The 21,007-nt window shown below is 52.0% G+C and carries 14 protein-coding genes, 1 tRNA gene and 1 pseudogene; 8 read left to right on the top strand and 8 right to left on the bottom strand.

Annotation, left to right across the window (positions count from 1 at the left end; genetic code table 11):
- Positions 1-15 precede the first annotated feature (15 nt).
- A complete protein-coding gene (locus AB8615_RS03540; protein WP_409433562.1) occupies positions 16-846 on the top strand; it encodes an SDR family NAD(P)-dependent oxidoreductase in 831 nt (276 codons plus the stop codon).
- On the opposite strand, the gene AB8615_RS03535 is transcribed toward AB8615_RS03540, so the two are convergent.
- The 3 genes and pseudogenes from AB8615_RS03535 to AB8615_RS03525 form a co-directional block, all read right to left on the bottom strand.
- Positions 835-2,376: an AMP-binding protein gene (locus AB8615_RS03535; protein WP_418152695.1), complete on the bottom strand. Its 1,542-nt coding sequence runs from the start codon at positions 2,374-2,376 to the stop codon at positions 835-837. The genes AB8615_RS03540 and AB8615_RS03535 overlap by 12 nt on opposite strands.
- A 35-nt stretch (positions 2,377-2,411) precedes the next feature.
- Positions 2,412-3,571 (bottom strand): annotated as a pseudogene (locus tag AB8615_RS03530) (acyl-CoA dehydrogenase family protein).
- A gap of 121 nt (positions 3,572-3,692) precedes the next feature.
- Positions 3,693-6,341 carry a TonB-dependent receptor gene (locus AB8615_RS03525; RefSeq protein ID WP_409433559.1) on the bottom strand — a complete coding sequence of 883 codons (2,649 nt, stop codon included), beginning with the start codon at positions 6,339-6,341 and terminating at the stop codon, positions 3,693-3,695.
- A 336-nt stretch (positions 6,342-6,677) separates the two neighbouring features.
- Here AB8615_RS03525 and AB8615_RS03520 point away from each other — a divergent pair, with 336 nt between their 5' ends.
- Together AB8615_RS03520 and AB8615_RS03515 are read left to right on the top strand one after the other, a co-directional pair.
- Positions 6,678-7,886, top strand: a complete 1,209-nt coding sequence (locus AB8615_RS03520; RefSeq protein WP_409433558.1) for an acetyl-CoA C-acetyltransferase — start codon at positions 6,678-6,680, stop codon at positions 7,884-7,886.
- 49 nt (positions 7,887-7,935) lie between these two features.
- A complete protein-coding gene (locus tag AB8615_RS03515) occupies positions 7,936-10,296 on the top strand; it encodes a 3-hydroxyacyl-CoA dehydrogenase NAD-binding domain-containing protein (RefSeq protein WP_418152693.1) in 2,361 nt (786 codons plus the stop codon).
- Positions 10,297-10,340: 44 nt separating this feature from the next.
- Here the strand turns inward: AB8615_RS03515 and AB8615_RS03510 are convergent, their stop codons facing one another.
- The 5 genes from AB8615_RS03510 to AB8615_RS03490 form a co-directional block, all read right to left on the bottom strand.
- Positions 10,341-11,201, bottom strand: a complete 861-nt coding sequence (locus AB8615_RS03510) for an alpha/beta hydrolase fold domain-containing protein (protein ID WP_409433556.1) — start codon at positions 11,199-11,201, stop codon at positions 10,341-10,343.
- Entirely contained in the window at positions 11,198-12,634 is a 1,437-nt protein-coding gene (locus tag AB8615_RS03505) for a flavin-containing monooxygenase (protein WP_409433555.1), read from the bottom strand. The genes AB8615_RS03510 and AB8615_RS03505 overlap by 4 nt, the downstream gene beginning before the upstream one ends.
- Positions 12,635-12,833: 199 nt before the next feature.
- A tRNA-Leu gene (locus AB8615_RS03500) sits at positions 12,834-12,918 on the bottom strand.
- A gap of 69 nt (positions 12,919-12,987) precedes the next feature.
- Positions 12,988-14,448, bottom strand: coding sequence for an MATE family efflux transporter (locus AB8615_RS03495; RefSeq protein ID WP_409433554.1), 1,461 nt, complete (start codon positions 14,446-14,448; stop codon positions 12,988-12,990).
- Positions 14,448-16,742 (bottom strand): NADP-dependent malic enzyme, encoded by a 2,295-nt coding sequence (locus AB8615_RS03490; protein WP_409433553.1) that lies wholly within the window; start codon positions 16,740-16,742, stop codon positions 14,448-14,450. The genes AB8615_RS03495 and AB8615_RS03490 overlap by 1 nt, the downstream gene beginning before the upstream one ends.
- 428 nt (positions 16,743-17,170) lie before the next feature.
- On the opposite strand from AB8615_RS03490, the gene AB8615_RS03485 reads away from it, so the two are divergent.
- From AB8615_RS03485 to AB8615_RS03465, 5 genes are all read left to right on the top strand, one after another.
- Positions 17,171-17,509, top strand: a complete 339-nt coding sequence (locus AB8615_RS03485) for a P-II family nitrogen regulator (RefSeq protein WP_409433552.1) — start codon at positions 17,171-17,173, stop codon at positions 17,507-17,509.
- A gap of 44 nt (positions 17,510-17,553) precedes the next feature.
- Positions 17,554-18,972, top strand: coding sequence for a type I glutamate--ammonia ligase (gene glnA / locus AB8615_RS03480; protein WP_409433551.1), 1,419 nt, complete (start codon positions 17,554-17,556; stop codon positions 18,970-18,972).
- Positions 18,973-19,119: 147 nt separating this feature from the next.
- The gene (locus AB8615_RS03475; RefSeq protein ID WP_409433550.1) at positions 19,120-19,890 is read left to right on the top strand and encodes a YgfZ/GcvT domain-containing protein; all 771 of its coding nucleotides are present in this window, start codon (positions 19,120-19,122) and stop codon (positions 19,888-19,890) included.
- Positions 19,874-20,329: a GNAT family N-acetyltransferase gene (locus AB8615_RS03470; RefSeq protein WP_409433549.1), complete on the top strand. Its 456-nt coding sequence runs from the start codon at positions 19,874-19,876 to the stop codon at positions 20,327-20,329. The genes AB8615_RS03475 and AB8615_RS03470 overlap by 17 nt, the downstream gene beginning before the upstream one ends.
- Positions 20,320-20,946, top strand: coding sequence for a DNA-3-methyladenine glycosylase I (locus AB8615_RS03465; RefSeq protein ID WP_409433548.1), 627 nt, complete (start codon positions 20,320-20,322; stop codon positions 20,944-20,946). Before AB8615_RS03470 ends, AB8615_RS03465 begins: the two co-directional genes overlap by 10 nt.
- Positions 20,947-21,007: the final 61 nt, after the last annotated feature.

Below are 21,007 nucleotides of genomic sequence, written 5' to 3'. Positions count from 1 at the left end.
GCGCGAAGGATGCCCATGACCGAAGTTTCTAATAAAGTCGCATTTGTTACTGGCGCTGCCTCTGGCATTGGCTTAGCCCTCGTTAAGTCCCTGCTCTCGCGTGGGTGCAAAGTCATGATGGCGGACATTAATCGCGCGGCGTTGGAGCAGGCGCAGCGGGACGTGGGGCACGAGGGCCAGACCGCGACGGTTATCTGCGATGTGGCCGATGCGGATTCTGTGAAAGCCGCCGCGCAAGCCACGCTTGATACGTTCGGCAAAGTGCATTTGGTCTTTAACAATGCCGGCGTTTCGCTGGCGGGGCGTCCGGGACAGATTTCGCTCAAAGACTGGCGCTGGATCACGGACATTAATGTGCTGGGGATCGTCTATGGTTGCGAAACATTTATACCCCTGATCATGAGCCACGGTGAAGGCGGACATATCACCAATACGGCCTCTATGGCAGGCCATGTCGCCAGCATTGGCATGGGCCCATATTTCGCGACGAAATTCGCGGCTGTTGGCTATAGCGAAGCGCTGTTCCAAGAATTGGCCCCTGCAGGGATTGGCGTGTCATGCCTCTGCCCGACGTGGGTGAAGTCCAACATCCACAACACATCAGATCAAAGCCCTGACGCCGCGAAAACGCGCGATCAGTTTAAAGCGTCCAAAGCCTATGAGGCGGTCAAAGCGCTCGTTGAAAACGGGATGGATGCGGAGCGTTATGCGGAGTTGGCCATGAGCGCGATTGCGGCCAATCGCTTGCATGTTTTCAACGATCCTGACGCGCGAGATTTGCTCGTCGCGCGGCAGACGCAGTTATTGGCCGACTATGATGCGAACCTGAAAGATTTAGGTCTTTAGGCCCAGAGCCTCTGGCACAGACTTCCGTAGTTCAAATTTCAACACCTTGCCCGTGCCGCCGCGGGGCAGTGCATCGATCACATGGAGGTAGGTCGGAATCTTAAACTTCGCGATACGACCCGTTAGGTGCGCTTGGAATTGCTCCAGCGTTAAAGATTTATCGGCTTTGAAAACAGCAACGATACATCCTGCTTCGCCAAATTTTTCATCAGGCACACCAATGACGGAAACTTCCAACAATTCTGGCAACTCATAGAGCAAGCCTTCAATTTCTGCGGGATAGATGTTCTCCCCGCCAGAAATGTACATGTCCTTCACGCGATCTTCGATATAAATATATCCGTCTTCATCCATACGGCCAATGTCGCCCGAGCGGAACCAGCCGTCGACAAAGCACTTGGAATTTGCCTCTGGGTTCCGCCAATATCCAGGCGTGATCGCCGCGCCTTTGAACAGGATTTCTCCAGGCGTATTGGGCGGGCAGACCTCGCCATTTTCATCGACGATTTTGACTTGGGAGTGCATGAGCGGTCGCCCGCAAGAACCTATTTTTTCAGGAATGTCGACCTTCGCGACCATGCAGCCAGCCGCAGCTGTCTCGGTCATGCCGTAGCCTTCCTGTATCGCGATCCCCTTTTCGAGCCAGAAATGCATGAGCGATTCTGGCACAGTTTCCGCTCCGCATAATGCGACTTCAAGCCTCGAGAAATCTGAGGTCGGCATGTTGGGATGCTCTTTCATCGCGTTAAACGCAGCAGGCACCATGAAGATCAAATTGATATCCAGCGCTGGGTCACTGATCGCGGCCAAGGTCGCGCCCGGTTCAAACATGCGCATGATCACACACGTCCCGCCAATCCAGATCGTGGGCAGAGCCGTGACGTTCAGCCCGCCAATGTGAAAAAGTGGCATATTGTTGAGGCTTACATTGCGCGGCGTAAAATTACCCATGCGCGCGGAAGACGCATAAACATGTTCCAACATAACATGGGTTATAATCACCCCCTTGGGCGATCCCGTCATACCAGAGGAGTACATTAGCAAGCACTGATCCTCGACGCTTTGTGGGTGCATATCATAGATCGGCGTGGCGTTTTTAAGACCTTGCTCATAACTGCTATCGCCGCCCATGCCGTCTGTGCTGATCCAGTGGGCGACATCGGTAAGTGGTTTCGTCGCTTCGGCCACTGGGGCAAAGGGCGCATCAACCACGATCATCGAAGCTTCTGAATCATTGAGAATAAAGGCGACTTCGGGCGGCGCGAGACGAAAGTTCAGAGCGAGGCAAACGGCGCCAATGCGCCAGCATCCAAAAACCAGCTCCATAACATCCGTTGTATTCAAACATAAAAATGCAACGCGGTCGCCAGGTTCAATGCCTTTAGATTTCAAAAAACCTGCGACCTGCGCTACGCGGTCATTCATCTGACTGTAGGTGAATTGTCGTTGGCTATGTAGGTCAATCATGGCCGTCTTATCGGCGTTCACTGACGCGTGATAATCTATCCAATCGCGTGCATATATTGTCATAAATCTCCCCGATCTATTTTTGCTATCTCTTTAACTTATAAGCCCATCTGTCGCACGGCGAGGTCGCGCATGATTTCTTCTGATCCGCCGCCAATCGCGATAACTTTGACTTCTCTATAGACGTTTTCGACGCGGTTGCCACGCAGATATCCCGCCCCGCCCAATATTTGCATCGCCTCTGACGCGCAGAACTCTAAGGCTTTCGTGGCAAAGAATTTCGCTTTGCAAATCTCGGCCACAGGCATATCCGCCTCGCCGTTATGATGCGCTTCAATCTGAGCGCAAATCGTCCAGATATAGGACTGCACCGCGTCAACCTTAGCCGACATATCTGCAATTTTGTGTCTGATGACTTGATGCTTAATCATCGGCTTGCCGAACGTCTCGCGCTGCTGCGCCCATGCAATGCTATCCTCTAGGCAGACACGCATCATGCCGAGCGCCCACGCCGTTAGGCCTAGCCGTTCATAATTAAAATTATGGACGATTTGCAGGAAGCCGTAATCCTCTTGACCCATCAAATTCTCTGCGGGAACGCGGCAATCATCGAAATAAAGCGTCGCTTGATTGGACGCCCACCAGCCCATCTTTTTGGTCAGGGGCGTGCGTGAAAAACCCGGTGCATCAGCATCCACAAAGAATAGCGAAATACCGCTTAAGCCTTCCCCGCCCGTGCGCGCCCCGATGACATAGTAATCGCTCTGCATACCCCCTGTGATAAACGTCTTGGACCCGTTGATTAGCCAGTGATTACCGTCGCGTTTCGCAGTCGTCGTCATGCGCGCGACGTCCGATCCGCCGCCCGGTTCAGTGATCCCGAGTGAGCTTTGCTTGCGACCTTCGATAATATCTTTGAGGCAGCGATCTTTGATCTCTTGGCTCGCAAGTTTGTAGATTGGGTCAATCGAGATGCTACGCCCCCCAGCGCGGCTGGTACGCCGCCCGCCCCGCACATGCCCATCGCGACAGCGAAATCGCACCGCATAAAAGGGTCGTCAAACCCCAACCCGCCATAGGCTTCGTCAATACCGAACCCCCAAACACCGAGGTCAGCCACCTTCGTATGAAGTTCCATTGGAATCCCGCCTTGCTCGTCCCACTCAAAGGCGTGGGGGCGAATTTCTGCAGCTACAAAAGCCTCGATCGTCTCGCGAAAGGCCTTGCGCTCTGGCGTTTCAAATGGATTCGATAGCATGTGATCCCCTGATTTTTCCTTATCTTACGGAGATCGTTCGACTTTGGCAAAGCATAGCGATCATGCATAAAAAAACCCGGCCAATAGACCGGGTTTCTTAAACTTCGATGTCAGCGCAGACTTAGAATTCCTTGCGCAGAACAACACCATATGTCCGTGGCTGGTTCGGATAATAACTAAACGATCCAGCCTGTGCAGGTGTAGGGAAACCACTTCCGAAATACTCGTCATTGTTTAGGTTACGCACCCACGCTTGAACAGACATACCGCTATCCCATTCGAAGCCCAAAGCTGCGTTAATTGTATTAACTTCACGCGTGACATTCGCTGGAAGGTTATCAACAATCGTAACTTCGTCTTCCCACTGATAATCAGCACGGAGGAAGCCTTCAACGTTATCGCTGACAGTAAAGGTGTAAGTTGCCGCAAGTGATAGAGCGAATTCAGGAATACCTGCTGGCGTTTCACCAGACAAATCACCAACGCCATCTTCTGTGCCATCAGCCAAGTCAATCGCACTGCCTTCTGGAACGCCGGCATTTAGGAACTCGTCATACTTAGCATCTAGATAAGCGCCGCCAAGATTGAAGGTGAGAGCATCTACAGGCTTGTAGGTCGCATCGAATTCAAAACCACGGACAGATTGCTCACCCGCATTGTTAAGCACGAAAGCTGTGCCCGCAAAAATCGTCGATTGGAAACCCTCGATTGTCTGATCAAACGCTGTGATGTTGAACGCGCCTTTTTCAAAGCGTGTTTTCATGCCGAGTTCATAGACAGTTGTTTCTTCTGGCCCCGCAAAACGTGTTCCGAAACTTGGGTTGCTCTGTGTCAGGCCATTCGAATCAATGGCTGCCCGAGAAGAGGCAAACGGACGAGAGTTACGCGTTAGCGCCCATGAAGAGGCTTTAAATCCAGTTGCGGCAGACGCGAAAAGATTAATGTTATCATTCACTTCATAAGCCGCTTTCACAGTCCACGTCAGATCATCATCCTTCGTTTGTCCAGATTCAACGGCATTTGGGAAACCGAGGAACGGTGTAAAGAATTGGATAGCCGCGATATCGGACAAAGCCCCCGAAGCGGCTGCACCTGCTGCGAATTGGCCAACGCCCGCTGCATACTGGTTAAATCCAGCTTGCTGCGCCGCACCTGCAAATGTCCCCGAACGCAAGGCTTGAATGTTAGCTGGTGTCGGAGCTACGCCGATGGATGGTAGGAACATCGCTAGGCTTGGAATACCGTTTGGAACAAGTCCCGGAATTGGGTCTTGGCCATTGACGAAGACGCCAGCAGCCACAAAGGCAGCACCGTCTGCACCTAAGAAGTCCAATGAAGAGAACTCGTCAGTGATATTGGCACTTCCGACAACGTCCTTCTTATCTTTCGTGTAGTTAAGGCCACCCGTCAGAGTAAGGCGGTCTGTAACGCTGAAATCAACCGTGCCGAAGACGGAGTAAGCTTCGTTATCTTGAGTGAAGCGTTCGTCAGATCCTTGTCCATCAGCATAAGAACTGCCAGGTGCCAGATTTGGAATAGCCGCCTCTAGTGAGCCAAGTGATACTTGTCCCTGTGTTAGACCAAGCAGTAATGTGTTCACATATGGACGCGCTTGCGGGCCATAGCTAGCGCCAGATTCTTGGACAATATCTTCATTGAAATAATATCCGCCAACCATCCAATCAAATGGAAGGTCGCCTGGGTTTGATGTCAGGCGTAATTCTTGTGTGAAGGTGTTGATCTCAACATCTTGATACACATTTTCCAGCAAACGGATCGTTGTGAAGTCAGAGTCACTCTCATCAAAACCACCTTCATTTTTGCGGAAAGCTGTGATGGATGTCAGGGTTGCGAAATCCAGATCATAATCACCTTGTGCTGATACACCCCAATCTTGGTATTTGTTAGGTGTGTTGCGGTTTAGCACGGTCTCATAACCAAATGGATCATTCACATTATTGGTTTCGCCGCCCAATAGACGTACAACAGGCGCTGTAGCGCCCTCAATGCCTGTCGCTACAATACAACAACTTTCGTCGATTTCGCTGTAGTCGGCAATGACGCGCCAAGAAATCGTATCAGTGGGCTCAACCAAAACCTGACCGCGCAGGTTAAAGCGGCCTAGATCGTTAATATCTTCGTTGAGAGAGGTGATCTCAGCATACCCATCGCGTGTTTGAAAACCACCTCCGAGGCTAACAGCTGCATTGTCAGCAATGCCAGTTGAGACATAACCCTTCGCAGTCATAAGATTATAGTTGCCATATCCTGCCTCAATATAACCTGTTGTCTCATAGGATGGTTTGGCTGTGCTAATGCTAACAACACCCGCAGATGCGTTCTTACCAAAAAGCGTTGATTGCGGACCGCTCAAGACTTCGATGCGCTCCAAAACTGGCAGGTCATTAATAGCTGCAGCTGCGCGAGACCGGTAGACGCCGTCGATAAACAAGCCAACTGATGGCTCAATACCGAGGTTGTTAGAGCCATTGGCAAAACCACGAATAGACAAACTTGTGTTGGCAGAGTTTTGTAGCTGCGAAACGCGAAGGGTTGGCACGACTGATTGTAAGTCTTTTAAATCAAGAATACGCGCTTTTTCGATAACGTCAGCGCTTGTGACGGTCACGGCGACAGGCGTGTCTTGCAGCGTGGTCTCACGCTTGGTCGCTGTCACGATAATTTCGTCTTCGATTTGCGCGTAAGCGGGTGTCGCGAGCATCGCCATCGCAATAGCTGTTGATCCTATAAGTGTGGTATATTTTGACATAATTCCCCGAAATCTAGTTCGTGTTGAAGTTTTGGGCGTTGATCACCCGGTTGTGTAACGATTACGGCGCGTTTTCGTTAATTTCAAGCGACATATGCGGTTTCTGAAATTTTCTGAAATTCTGTGCTAAATGCGCAACAACATTGAGGAAATTGCAACTCTGCGCATCACTATGAGTTATTTCATTGTGACAAGCGAAAACTCAGCAATTCAAAAACACATGCGCAGTTTTCACGGATAGAGGTGAAAAATTCGCCCTGCCCCCTTTATTTGTGCGCTCAAACCGTATCTAAAGCGCACAACGAAAACAGAAACCAATTCTGAAGGACATCGACCATGACCGAAGCCTATATCTACGACGCCGTTCGCACACCGCGCGGCAAAGGCAAGCCAGACGGCAGTCTGCACGAAATCACGCCCGTCAACCTCGCGACACAAGTTTTGGAAGCTCTGCGCGATCGCAACGGCATCGACTCAGCGGAAGTCGAAGATATTGCCCTTGGCTGTGTGTCCCCTGTGGGCGAGCAAGGCGCGGTGATTACACGGACAGCCATTCTAAATGCAGGCTACGCGCAAACGACATCAGGCATCCAAGTGAATCGCTTTTGCGGCTCAGGGCTTGAAGCGTCCAATATCGCCGCTGCTAAAGTTATGGCGGGCGAATGCGATATGGCGATTGGCGGCGGTGTCGAGAGCATGTCTCGCGTGCCAATGGGCAGTGACGGCGGCGCGATGGCAGTTGATCCAGCATCGACCTTTCACAACTATTTCGTCCCGCAAGGCGTGTCGGCTGATTTGATCGCAACAAAATACGGCTTCTCCCGCGATGATGTTGACGCCTATGCCGTCGAATCTCACAAACGTGCTAAGCGCGCTTGGGATGAGGGACGGTTCTCCAAATCTATCGTACCTGTGAAGGACGTGATGGGTGTTGAAATCCTCGGTCACGACGAGACGATCCGGCCTGATACAAATATGCAAGGCCTTGGCGCTTTGAATCCGTCATTTGCGATGATGGGTCAGAGTTTTGGCTTTAACAATGTCGCGCAGCAGCGTTACCCAGAAGTTGAGAAAATCAAGCACGTGCATCATGCGGGTAACTCGTCTGGTATTGTTGACGGGGCAGCGGGCCTTTTGATTGGCAATAAAGAAGTCGGCGAACGCCTTGGCCTAAAGCCTCGCGCTCGTATTCGCTCCATGGCCTCTATCGGGTCAGAACCAACGATCATGCTGACAGGGCCAGAGTTTGCAGCGCAAAAAGCGCTCAAACGCGCGGGCATGAATGTCAACGATATTGACCTATATGAACTCAACGAAGCCTTCGCGGCGGTCGTCCTGCGCTTTATGCAGGCGCTAGATGTTGATCACAGCATTATGAACGTCAATGGCGGCGCGATTGCGATGGGTCACCCGCTGGGAGCGACTGGCGCGATGATCCTCGGCACGATGGTCGACGAATTAGAGCGCTCCGATAAAGAAACGTCCCTCGTGACGCTTTGCATTGGCGGCGGCATGGGCACAGCTACGATCATTGAGCGCGTGTAACCCCGCGCCCCTGATTATCACTGACGATATAAGATAAGAGATAGATAATATGGCTAAGTATAAAGCATTTTCCATCGATCTAGACAAAGACGGCATTGCCCATCTGGTCATCGATGTTCCCAATCAAGGCATGAACGTCTGGGACGAAAACCTCATCAAAGAATTCTCGGCTTTTGTGCCAGAGTTCATTGCGGACGATAAGATGAAAGGCCTTGTGATCAGCTCGAGCCGTGACAATAATTTCATGGCAGGTGCTGATTTACGCATGCTGGAGAGCCAAGACGGCGAGCTAAGTAAAGATGCGTTTGACCGCGGTTTTGCGATGAACAAAATGCTCCGCGACATGGAAACAGGCGGACATACAGAGCGTCAAATGCAGCGCGAAGGCAAGAAGGCCAAGCCTGTTGCGTGTGCAATCGAAGGTCTCGCCCTTGGCGGGGGCCTGGAACTGGCGCTATCTTGCCACCACCGCGTTGTCGCCGATAACCCTAAGATTAAACTCGGCCTGCCAGAAGTGCTAGTTGGCCTCCTCCCAGGTGGCGGCGGCACGCAGCGCGTCCCACGCCTGATCGGCCTGCAAAACGCGGCGCAAATGATCACAACAGGCAAAAACCTCAACCCAAAAACAGCGCTCGCGCAAGGCCTCATCAACGAAGTTGTTGAACCTGGCAAAACCGTCGAAGCCGCGAAGACTTGGGTCAAAGCCAATATCGAAAAAGGCGTGTTGCAGCCTTGGGATGTTAAAGGCTTTAAAGTGCCGGGCGGTGCAGGGTCGATGAATCCAAAGGCTGTCCAATTCTTCATGGCCGCAAATGCCATGGCCGTGCAGCAATCCAAGAATAACTATCCTGCCGTCAAAGCGATCATGTCTTGTCTCTATGAAGGCACCCAACTGCCGATGACCCGCGCATTGATGGTCGAGACAAAATACTTCCTCTCACTCTTCGCCGATCCGACGGCTCAAAACATGATCCGCACGCTGTTTGTGAACAAGCAAGCCGCTGAAAAAGGTGCGCAGCGCCCTCAAGGCATAGACAAGGTCGAGATCAAGAAAGTCGGTGTCCTTGGCGCTGGCCTCATGGGCTCTGGCATTGCGCATGTCACTGCGAAAGCGGGCATGGAAGTCATCTCGCTCGACCGCACAATGGAAGAGGCGCAGAAATCCATCGCCTACACAAAGAAAATTTTGGACAAGTCAGTCTCTCGCGGGAAAATGACGCAAGAGAAAGCCGACGCTTTCCTCGCGCGTATCACCCCAACAGATGACTACGACATGCTCAAAGACGTCGATCTGATTATCGAAGCTGTGTTCGAGCGCCCTGACGTCAAAGCTGACGTTATTAAACGCACAGAAGCTGTCATCGGCAAAGACGTCGTCTTTGCTTCTAATACTTCGACGCTACCGATTGGTGGTTTGGCCGAGAATTCCTCCCGTCCAGAACAGTTCATCGGCATGCATTTCTTCTCCCCCGTCGAGCGGATGCCGCTGCTTGAGATCATCCCGCATGAAGGGACAGGTGACCTCGCTCTAGCTGTCGCGTTTGATTACAACTCCAAGATCAAGAAAACACCGATTGTCGTCAAAGACGTGCGCGGTTTCTTCACTAATCAAGTGTTCCCGCCTTATGTCAACGAAGCCAATTTAATGGTGATTGAAGGCGTGTCTATGGCGTTGATTGAGAATTGCGCCGCAAACCTTGGTTTGCCAATCGGCCCTCTCGCGGTCTCAGATGATACAACGCAAAAACTTGGCTATGACATCATGACATCAACCCAAGAGGAAATGGGCGACAAATATGTGCCGACGGGCTCTGAAGAGTTCATGGAAAACATGGTCACGAAGTGGGACCGTGCGGGTCGTCGCTTCGGCGCAGGTTTCTATGACTATGACGAAAACGGCAAGCGTCTTGGGCTGTGGAAAGGGATGACGGATCACTACCCGCTCCTCGAACAGCAACCCACGGCCGAAGAAGTCAAGCAACGCTTGCTCTACGCCCTGCTAGCCCCAACCGCGCGGACATTCGCAGAGGGCGTCGTGCCAGACCCGCAATCAGCAGACCTGGGCGCAATTTTCGGCCTCGGCTTCCCGCCATATACGGGTGGTCCACTGTCATATATCGATACGATTGGGCTTGATGCCTATATCGCAACGTCAGACATGTTGGCGCAGCGTCACGGCGCGCGGTTCTCTCCGCCGAACAAAATTCGCGAGATGGCGAAGGACGGTAAAACGCTCTATGGCGGCAAGCCAAAGCAGACGCACTACACCAAGACGATGCTCAACGGCATGTTAGAAGTAGAAGTTGTAAAGATCGCCAACGGCCTGGGTATCGCCGCCAGCGTAGATGACCTAAAACGCGACACGATTGCGAAAATCCTCAAAGCGCAAGAGGGCAAAAAAGTTGCTTAGCGCTTTGCACTACACGCAATAAAAACCTCCTTCGGGAGGTTTTTTTATGCCCGCAGAATATCAGCGATTTGCCTGAGCGTTTTATGGCGATCTGGCACGGGATAGAACATCCAGTAATGCCCATATTCATGCGCAATGATCTCACCCGCTAGCTTGCCCGCGGCTTTCAGCTTGGCAGAGAATTCCATGATTTGCGGGTGCAAAATATCTCGCCCGCCTGTGATGATGTGCATAGCTGGCAAGGTCGATAGGTCTGCAAATGTCGGGCTGATCAACGGGTTTGTGCGGTCCCAATTCGGGGCATATTGACTGACGGCGGGTTCTAGCCCGTAAGGTGTGATCAGCGCCTCATAGTCATCATCTTTGCTAATTGATTCAAGCGGCGTCAGGTTCACCCAAGGCGACCAAAGCACGAGAGGATTTCGCGGCGCAGCCTCGCTACCTGCAAGTTTTTGCGCAATGACTAAGGCCAAATTTCCGCCCGCACTATCACCGCCGAGCCAGACATTCTCAGCGCCATATGTCTGCGAGACACTGGCGTAATGTCGGCACGCCCAATCATGAATATCTGTCGTGCTGACAGGTGGCAGGGGATATTCGGGCATGATGATCGTGATGCCAGCCTGTTCGGCTAATTCCGCTATGGGTCCCCAATGCACATCCGTAATGGCATAGACATAGCCCCCGCCGTGCTCATGGACATAGACCCGCTCCGTTGGGCCTGATTTGGGATGCACAGTCCAGACAGCATGACCTTCAAATTCTGTGCGTGTATAGCGTTTCGCGGTATTCCCACGCGGAGTGGTGTAGCGGGGATTATTGATCTTTGCATCGCGCAACATACGAAAGCGAAAGCGCGTCGCTCGCAGGAAACCCTGCATCATTTTATACCGCAGGCTCGTCATGGTTTGACCTCAAAATGATCCCAAATCGGGGTGTGCATGCGGCGGCGATATTCCACAGAGGAGCCAGGCCAGTTATTCGTGACTTTCTCGCCGACCTTATACCAACTCGCCTCAACCTGCGACCAAGCGAGTTTTTTAAGGCGACTTTGCATTTCGATATTGAACTCAGCCTCAGCCTCTGGATCTACTGCGATTGCCCCCGTACCAGCCTTGTCCAAAAGTTGCAGCACTAAGGCAATTTGATGCTCCAGCTTATAGACGATGGAGGTGTGGCCCGTATTCGTATTGGGGCCGTAAAGGATAAACAGATTGGGGAAACCCGATGTCATTGTCCCCATATAAGCCTGCGCCCCGTCCGCCCAATGATCGGTCAGAGCCAGCCCGTCCTCCCCGATTACGTTTAAGGATTTTAGGAAAGGGTTGGAGTAAAAACCTGTCGCAAAAATGACGGCGTCATGCTGGCGCTTTGTGCCGTCCACCGTTTCTATTCCGTCTGACGTGAAGTGATCTACGCCCTTCGTCACAACGTCTACATTATCTCGGGCCAAGGCGGGATAAATCTTATCTGATAGCAAGACGCGTTTCGCACCAATCGGGAAATCTGGCGTGAGTTTGGCGCGTAAATCTTTATCTTTGATATGTTGCCGCAGACCCCATTTGCACCACTGTTCTCCTAACCAACTGCGCACACGGCGTCCTTTGATCATGGGCCATATGAAATACTCCCCCTGACACCAAAGCGAGAAACGATAGAGCTTTCCAAGCGCTGGAAATCTCTTTCCCAGCCATGTTTCCAGACGTGTATAGGCGCGATCTTTCTTTGGCAAAATCCAGTTCGGACTGCGGTGATAAACAGTCAAATTTTTGGCTGCCTTCGCAACCTCTGGGATCAGCTGGATCGCGCTGGCGGCATTACCGATGACCGCAATCTCTTTACCTGTCATATCAAAGCTATGATCCCATTCCGCCGAATGAAAAGATGCGCCTTGATAGTCCGAATGGCCGCTAACTTCAGGCGTTTTAGGATGATGAAGCTGCCCAATCGCTGAAACCAAAAAGCGACATTGGCGCGAACTGCCATCCGCCAGATAGACTGTCCAAAATCCAGCGTTGTCATAGGTCGCGCCTGTTACCGTTTGACCGAATTCGATGTGTCGGCGCAGATCAAATGCATCTGCAAAATCATTGAGGTATTTGAGGATTTGCGGCTGCTTCGCCCATTTAAAATCCCAGCCAGGATTGGGCCAAAAAGAGTAGGAATAAAAGGCGCTAGCAATGTCACATTCTGCGCCCGGATAGGTGTTTTCCCGCCATGTGCCGCCGACACCGTCCGCTTTTTCCAAAATCACAAAATCATCGCGGCCCGCATCGCGCAGCTTCGCCCCCATGCACAGCCCGCCAAACCCTGTTCCGATAATCAGTGTGTCAATCATGGGAATAGCTTAGCGACATCCGCTATGATTTGGAAAGCGGCAAATTGTGTATGGTAGGGATACGGAGGACGGCTACCGCCATAAGGATTGTGGCCAAATGTTCTTTGGGCAAAGTTTAGATTTCAGCCAGTGATGTCGTCTTTGGCGTTCGGCTAAATTCTATCTACTTGATGGAATTTTCTTGGCGGCGCCAAGAACGTGGTACGGGTGAAAGGACTTGAACCTTCACATCTCTCGATACTAGAACCTAAATCTAGCGCGTCTACCAATTCCGCCACACCCGCACAGATATGTCATACATTTCCTGTTGGAACTGCATTGGTGAGCGCGTTCTAAGGCTTGCGCCGCGCTTGTCAACTCACTTTGGCGGTCATCGGCGCTTTCTTCATCGAGACGTAATATGCAATCGCACCGGAAATGACATTGGCAGCCGCGATGCCAAAAAATGCGCCGCGCAAGCCGTCGAAATAAACGCCCAAGCCAATGAGCGGTGCATATAAAACGAGTGACCGAATAACCGTAAAGACTAAGCCAAAAAGAGGTCGTCCAAGCGCGTTAAACCCAGCCGCACTGACAAATACAAATCCGTAGCCCGCAATCGTGATCGGGACGATCCAGAAATACGCGACAGCTTTTTCCAGCACAACGGGATCATTGGTAAACACATCCGCAATCGGCCTCGCAAAAATCGCAAGAATAACCGCCATCAGCGTGCTCCAGACGAGGCAGATTTTATAGCACGTCTTGAAAGCATCCCGAACGCGCTCCGTCTTCCCCGCGCCGCCATTTTGTCCTGTAATCGCGCCAATACAGGCGGATAAAGCGTAGAGCAGACCGACGGAAATCAACTCCGCGCGGCTGGTTAAGGTGAACGCGGCCACATCTTCGGTGGTCAGTGTATTGCCGATGATTCCGACGGAAATCGTGGTGCCGACGGGCACAATAATATTGGTCAGCGCGGCAGGAATACCGACCTTCCCGATTGCTTTCCACGCATTCAGCATTGAGCGAACTGTCATCGCTATGAAGTCGATGGCCTTGCGGCGGAATTGCACGATATAAAAGCCAAACATTGCCGCGATTGTATTGCCTATCACCGTGGCCAGCGCCGCACCTGCGACTTCCATGCGAGGGAAAGGTCCCCAGCCAAAAATCAGAAACGGGTCAATGATAATGTTCAAGACTGCGCCCAAAATCATGATCGAACTCGGCAATAAAGCCTCGCCCCCTGCCCGCAAAATATTGTTAGAAATCATGGCGACAGACACGATAACGAGGCCTGGCAGAGAGATGGCGAGATATTGTTTGGCCTTGATTAAGACGTCCCCTTCTGCCCCCATAAGCGGCAAAGCGAACGGCACTGACAACCACATGACTGTCACCAAGACGCTCATCACAGCGACCGCAAACAAGATTGCAGCCGCGCCGTGGCGAGCGGCTTGCTCCATATCACCTCGACCAATGGCGCGACTGACATCGCTCATCGTGCCAGCGCCCAAACCAATATTCGCAGAATTGCCGAGAAACGTCAGCGGGTAAGCAAAACCGACAGCTGCTAATGCGATCACGCCGAGGCTGGTATCCCCGTTCGCGCCCGTCAAATTGCCTAGATAAATCGTGTCGATAATCCCCGCAGATAGTAACGAAATCACAGCAATCGCAAAGGGGCCAAGCATGCGAAAGACGTGGCCCTGAATGGGGCCGTCTGTCAGATCGACTTTACCCTTGCCCTGCGTCGTCGGGGGAACGATAGCGTCTGGCAAGACATCCGCGAGGGTCTCTTCCAGCGACTTATTGTCGTCGGATTCGCTCACTATTCATCGTCACGGTGAGACGGTGCGAAAGCGGCGAGGGTCGCCATTTGCGCAATCTCCGAAGCTGTCGCACCGAGCGAACAAATCTGCACAGGCTTTTCCAAACCTGTCAGGAACGGCCCCAAGACGGTCGCTCCGCCGACACTGTCAAGCAGCTTCGTTGAGATAGACGCTGAGTGGATCGCTGGCATGACCAAGACATTGGCAGAGTCTGTCAATCGCGTGAAAGGATATGTCAGAGAATGCATCGGATCGAGCGCGACGTCGGCGGCAATATCGCCCTCATATTCAAATTCGACCTCACGGTCGTCCAAGATGCGCACGGCCTCTCGGACTTTTTGCATACGCTCGCCCACAGGGTTGCCGAAGGTCGAGTAGGATAGAAACGCCACGCGCGGTTCAAACCCGAATTGCTCTGCAAAATGTGCTGTCGTCTCAGCAATATCGGCCAGGTCTTCGGCAGTTGGGAGTTCAGTAATGTTCGTATCGGCAATGAATAACGTGCGCGATTTATTGACGACAACTGATACACCCATCGTGCGCTCATTCGCGCGATGGTCTAGCACGAGGCGCACATCGCGAAGCACGACATCATAGCTCCGCGTGACACCACTGACCATGCCGTCAGCGAGACCGTGATGCAGTAAGAGCGCAGAAAACACGTTCCGGTCATTATTCACAAGACGCTGCGCATCGCGACGCAGGAAGCCTTTTCGCTGCAGACGAGAATAGAGAAATTCCGTGAATTCGGCATTGCGGTCAAACAAGCGCGCATTCAGTACGGTCAGGCTCTCTGGCTTCTCAATACCAAGCAATTTCATGTTATCATAGATCGGCTTTTCGCGCCCAATCAGAATGGCTTTGCCAAGGCCGCGCTGTTGATAGGCTTGGGCGGCGCGGATCACGGCAGGCTCTTCGCCCTCAGCAAACACGATCGTTTTCGGGTTATCGATGACTGAGGCCGTGATGCCTTGCAGGATCGCAGCCGTAGGGTCCTGGCGGCGCGCGAGGCTTTTCTTATAGGCCTCCATATCTTCAATGGGTTTGCGGGCCACGCCTGTATCCATGGCGGCTTGGGCCACATAGGGCGGGATTTCACTGATCAGGCGCGGATCAAATGGCGCAGGAATGATGTAGTCTGGGCCGTATTTCGGGCGGTTGCCGTGATAGGCGGCCGCGACTTCTTCGGGCACGTCTTGACGCGCGAGATCAGCCAGAGCGCGGGCGCAGGCCAGCTTCATTTCCTCATTCACATTGCGGGCTCGCACATCGAGCGCCCCTCGGAAAATATAAGGGAAGCCTAAGACGTTATTGACTTGGTTCGGGTAATCTGACCGACCCGTGGCGATAATGGCATCAGAGCGGGCTTCCTTGATGAGTTCGGGCGAAATTTCGGGATCGGGATTGGCCATGGCAAATACAATCGGATTCTTGGCCATGGATTTAATCATATCCTGCGTGACGATCCCCGCGACAGAGAGGCCAAGGAAAACGTCAGCGCCGACCATCGCTTCTTCGAGGGTGCGGAGTTTCGTGTCGACAGCGTGCGGGGCTTTCCACTGATCCATATATTCCTGACGTCCGCGATAGACGACGCCGCGACTGTCGAGGACAATCGCGTTTTCGTCTTTAACGCCAAGGCTTTTGATGAGGCCTAAGACAGACAGACCTGCGGCCCCTGCCCCGCTTAGCACAACTTTCATATCTGAAAATTTGCGCCCTGTGAGGTGTGCCGCATTGATGAGGCCAGCTGTCGCAATGATCGCTGTGCCGTGTTGGTCATCATGAAACACGGGAATATCGAGGAGATCACGCAGCTCTTGCTCAATGATAAAACACTCAGGTGACCCGATGTCTTCGAGGTTGATACCGCCAAATGTGTTGCCGAAACGCTTGACACATTCAATGAAAGCCGTTGCGTCTTCTTCTTCGACTTCAATGTCAAAGCTATCAATATCGGCAAAGCGCTTAAAGAGAACGGACTTCCCTTCCATCACGGGCTTTGACGCCATGGCGCCTAAATTACCAAGTCCCAAAATCGCTGTGCCGTTGGAGATCACGGCGACCATATTTCCCTTGGAGGTGTAATCATACACCGTCTCTGGATCGGCGGCGATGGCTTCTACGGGAATGGCGACCCCAGGCGAGTAAGCGAGTGAAAGATCGCGCTGCGTTGCCATAGGTTTTGTGGGTTGCAGTGACAGCTTGCCGGGTGTGGGCTTGGAATGAAAGTCTAAGGCTTGCTGATCTGTGATATAGGCCCGTTTTGGCGGGCGAGGTGTAAGCTTTTTCATGTCGATCTCCGCTGGGTGAACTGCAGTCGCGAACAGCCAGTGTGACGTTAATTTGGAACGGCGCGGGGCCGCTATATGGGTGGCTAAAGACAGTCAGCCGCTGTCGTCGAATTGAGATTTTTCGTGAACTGCGGTCGCGAACACGAAAGGGCATAATCTCGCAAAGACACATGTGTTTAACGCCTTCGAAGATGAGCGCAATAACTAATCTTGCGTGAGTCTTTGGGCGAGGTTCTACGTAGGTGGGCGCATTATTCGCATAAATTTAAGGCAGCGCCCTGTGCAAGTGACGCATTTATGTGCAAATACGAGGTTGTCATAGTTTCAGCCTTCGTTCTGACGCTCGCAATATCGACTCCGCGACCGTGGCCTTGCAAGAGAGGGATGCAATTATGATCGCGATCAACCGATCTTGACGGAGACCCATTATGAAAAAAATCGAAGCCATTATTAAGCCCTTCAAACTCGATGAAGTCAAAGAGGCGTTACAAGCCGTCGGCCTGCAAGGCATGACCGTTATTGAAGCCAAGGGTTTCGGTCGTCAAAAGGGCCATACAGAATTATACCGCGGCGCGGAATATGTCGTCGACTTCCTGCCAAAGCTCAAACTCGAACTGGTTGTTGCGGATGATCAGGTCGAAGGCGCTTTGGAAGCCATTCAGTCTGCTGCGAAAACTGGTAAAATTGGCGACGGTAAAATCTTCGTTTCCGACGTGTCGCAAGCTATCCGTATTCGCACAGGCGAATCTGGCGACGCCGCACTTTAAATAACTCTATAAAACCTACCAATTTAGGGAAAGGATTGGGAAAAATGTCATCAGAAAAAACAACAGATGCGCTACTGAAAAAAATGAAAGACGAGGATATTAAGTTTCTCGATCTCCGCTTCACTGACCCGAAAGGTAAAATGCAGCACGTCACATTTCACAGCGACTTGGTAGACGAAGACCTCTTTAAAGATGGCACAATGTTTGACGGCTCGTCTATCGGCGGTTGGAAAGACATCAACGAGTCAGACATGGTTCTGCTCCCAGATGCCTCAACAGCCAAGATGGATCCGTTTTTCCAGCAAGATACGCTCGCCGTTTTCTGTGATATTCTCGAGCCAGACGATGGATCAGCCTATAACCGCGATCCGCGCGGCACTGCTAAGGCGGCTGAAAACTACATGCGCTCTGCCAAAGTGGGTGACGATGTTTTCTTTGGTCCTGAAGCTGAGTTTTTCGTCTTTGACGACGTCCGTTGGGATACAGATCAGAACGTCACAGGTTACTCGATTGATAGCTCCGAACTGCCCGCCAACACTGGCACGCAGTATCAAGGCGGCAATATGGGTCATCGTCCAGGACCAAAGGGTGGATACTTCCCAGTCCCACCAGTGGATAGCGCACAAGACATGCGCGGCGAAATGTTATCTGTGATGGAAGAGTTGGGCCTGCGTCCAGAGAAACACCATCACGAAGTTGCGCCCGCGCAGCACGAGCTTGGCATGCAGTTCGATACGCTCCTGAAAATGGGCGACAATATGCAGCTCTATAAATACATCGTTCACAATGTGGCTCATGCCTACGGTAAAACGGCAACATTTATGCCTAAGCCGATGTGGAATGATAATGGCACAGGCATGCACGTTCACATGTCAATCTGGAAAGACGGGAAGCCAACTTTCGCGGGTGATGAATATGCAGGACTGTCCAAATCTTGCCTCCACTATATTGGCGGCATTATCAAACACTCCAAAGCGATCAACGCATTCTCCAACGCCTCGACCAACTCCTACAAGCGTTTGGTGCCGGGCTTTGAAGCGCCCGTTATGCTGGCCTATTCCAGCCGTAACCGCTCTGCATCGATCCGTATTCCGTGGACAGCGTCTCGCAATGGTAAGCGTCTAGAAGTGCGTTATCCTGATCCAGCGGGTAATCCATATTTGACTTATACTGCCCTACTAATGGCGGGTCTTGACGGGATCAAAAACAAAATCGATCCAGGCGACGCTATGGACCAGGATTTGTATGAATTGTCAGCGGAAGAAGCCAAAGACATTCCACAAGTTTGCGGCTCGCTTCGCGAAGCGCTCGAAAGCCTTGATGGAAACCGTGATTTCTTGAAAGCGGGCGGTGTCTTTGACGATGACCAAATCGACGCCTATATCGACTTGAAAATGGAAGAGGTACACCGCGTCGCGATGCACCCGCATCCCGTCGAATTCGATCTATATTATAAGTGCTAGACGAGATGACTCGCTAGCCACCCGACATCTTCGGGGGAGGAAGATACGCGCTCCGTCATTTATTTGGCGGGGCGTTTTTTGTGCGATTTAGGATGTGCGAGCCAATTAGGACGTGCGAGCTAAGACGAAACGCCCTATAAAACTAACATGCCCATTGCTTCACTAGATCGCACAGTCATTCGTTTATCAGGCGACGGCGTGGTCGCTTGGCTGGAAGGCCTGATCACGAATGATCTCTCCGCGCCCCTCACCTTCGCGGCTCTTCTGACCCCGCAAGGGAAGATCATCGCAGACTTCTTTGTGGCGAAGCATGGCGATGAACTGCTGCTCGATACGCCGACCAAGTTTGCAGCGGATCTACAAAAGCGGCTTCGCATGTATCGCCTGCGCGCGCCGATTGAAATTGAGGAAACAGACCTCAATGTCTTCGCGCTGTGGGACGGCGACGGGAATGAAGGGCTGGTTGATCCGCGTCACGCGTCATTGGGGCGGAGGTTAATTGCCAAGGATTACTTGGACGGCGACGGCGATTACAATGCGCATCGTCTGTCTCTCGGCGTGGTCGACAGCACATGGGATTTTGAGAGCCAAACGACCTTTCCCGCTGACGCCAATATGGACCTGATGCACGGCGTCAATTTTTCCAAGGGCTGCTTTGTTGGTCAAGAAGTTGTCAGCCGCATGAAACGTATGACGACGGTGAAAAAACGTATGCGCGGACTTATATTAAACGGCGCGGCGAAAGCGGGTGATCGCATATTTTGCGCAGAACGCGTGGTCGGCGATGTTGTATCAGTCCACGGGCAAATGGGCATGGGTCTGATCCGTCTTGACCGATGGAAGGCCGCCGCCGTAGAACCGACGATCAATGACGTCATCGTCAAGATCATGGAGTCTATCGATGGAAATTCGGCGTAACGATCCAACGGCCCTCCCTCGCTTTGCCGCGCTCAATGCCGCGTGGATTGAGGACATGCATTACTTGGAAGAAAGCGATAAGCTGATGGTCGCAAAGCCAGAGATTTATATTCAGAACGGCAATCACGTTTTCTCCGCACATATTGAAGGCAAAGTGGCGGGCGCATGCGCACTCAAACGGCATGAGGATGGTCGTTACGAGTTGACGAAAATGGCGGTCGATCCAAACTTTAGAGGCAAAGGTATCGCGCAAAGTTTGATGACAGAAATCGAACGGTTTTCCAAAGAGGATTTAGGGCTGGATTATTTGTTCCTATTGTCGAATACCAAGAACGCAGCTGCACTGCGGCTATACACGCGCAATGGCTGGACCATCAATCACGAAGGACCGCATCCCATTTATGCACGCTGTAATATTGGAATGGAAAAATGGCTGTAACGCAGATTCCGCAAGGGTATGTCCATGATCCAGACCTGCCGCGCTGCGGGTGGGTGCCGCCAACTGACGAATTATATTGCAGTTATCATGACCTGGAATGGGGGCGTCCCATTTATGACGATAAAGCGCTGTTTTCCAAGTTAATCCAAGATGGACAACAGGCCGGCTTGGCGTGGATCACCATCTTGCGCAAACGTGATGATCTGCTCAAAGCCTATGATGGATTTGATCCCGATATTATCGCGCAATACACAGATGCGGATCGTGCACGATTATTGTCAGATGCAGGAATTATTCGGTCAAAACTGAAAATTAATGCGGCCATTGTGAACGCGCAGATATTTGTCAAAATGCGAGATGAGGACGGGATAAATTTCTCTGACTATCTCTGGAGTTTTGTTGGCGGAGCACCGATCCAAAATAGCTGGACGCATTTCAAAGACGCGCCTGTTGAAAGCCCCGAATCTATCGCGCTGTCAAAAGAGCTGAAAAAGCGTGGCTTCAAATTTGTCGGCCCCGTAATCCTCTACGCATTTATGCAGGCCGTTGGTATGATCAACGACCACAGTAACGATTGCCACGTCAATGCGGCGTGTCGCGATACGCGCAAGATTTAGCCTAGCCGAAACTCGCCCGCCTCGCTATGAGGGGTGTTCTTGATCAACGCGAGGGGAACAT

Origin of the sequence: Litorimonas sp. RW-G-Af-16 (genome assembly GCF_048319245.1) — a bacterium.
Classification (GTDB): domain Bacteria; phylum Pseudomonadota; class Alphaproteobacteria; order Caulobacterales; family Maricaulaceae; genus Litorimonas.
Note: the sequence above shows the minus strand (reverse complement) of the source record. Positions and strands in the feature narration are given on the sequence as shown.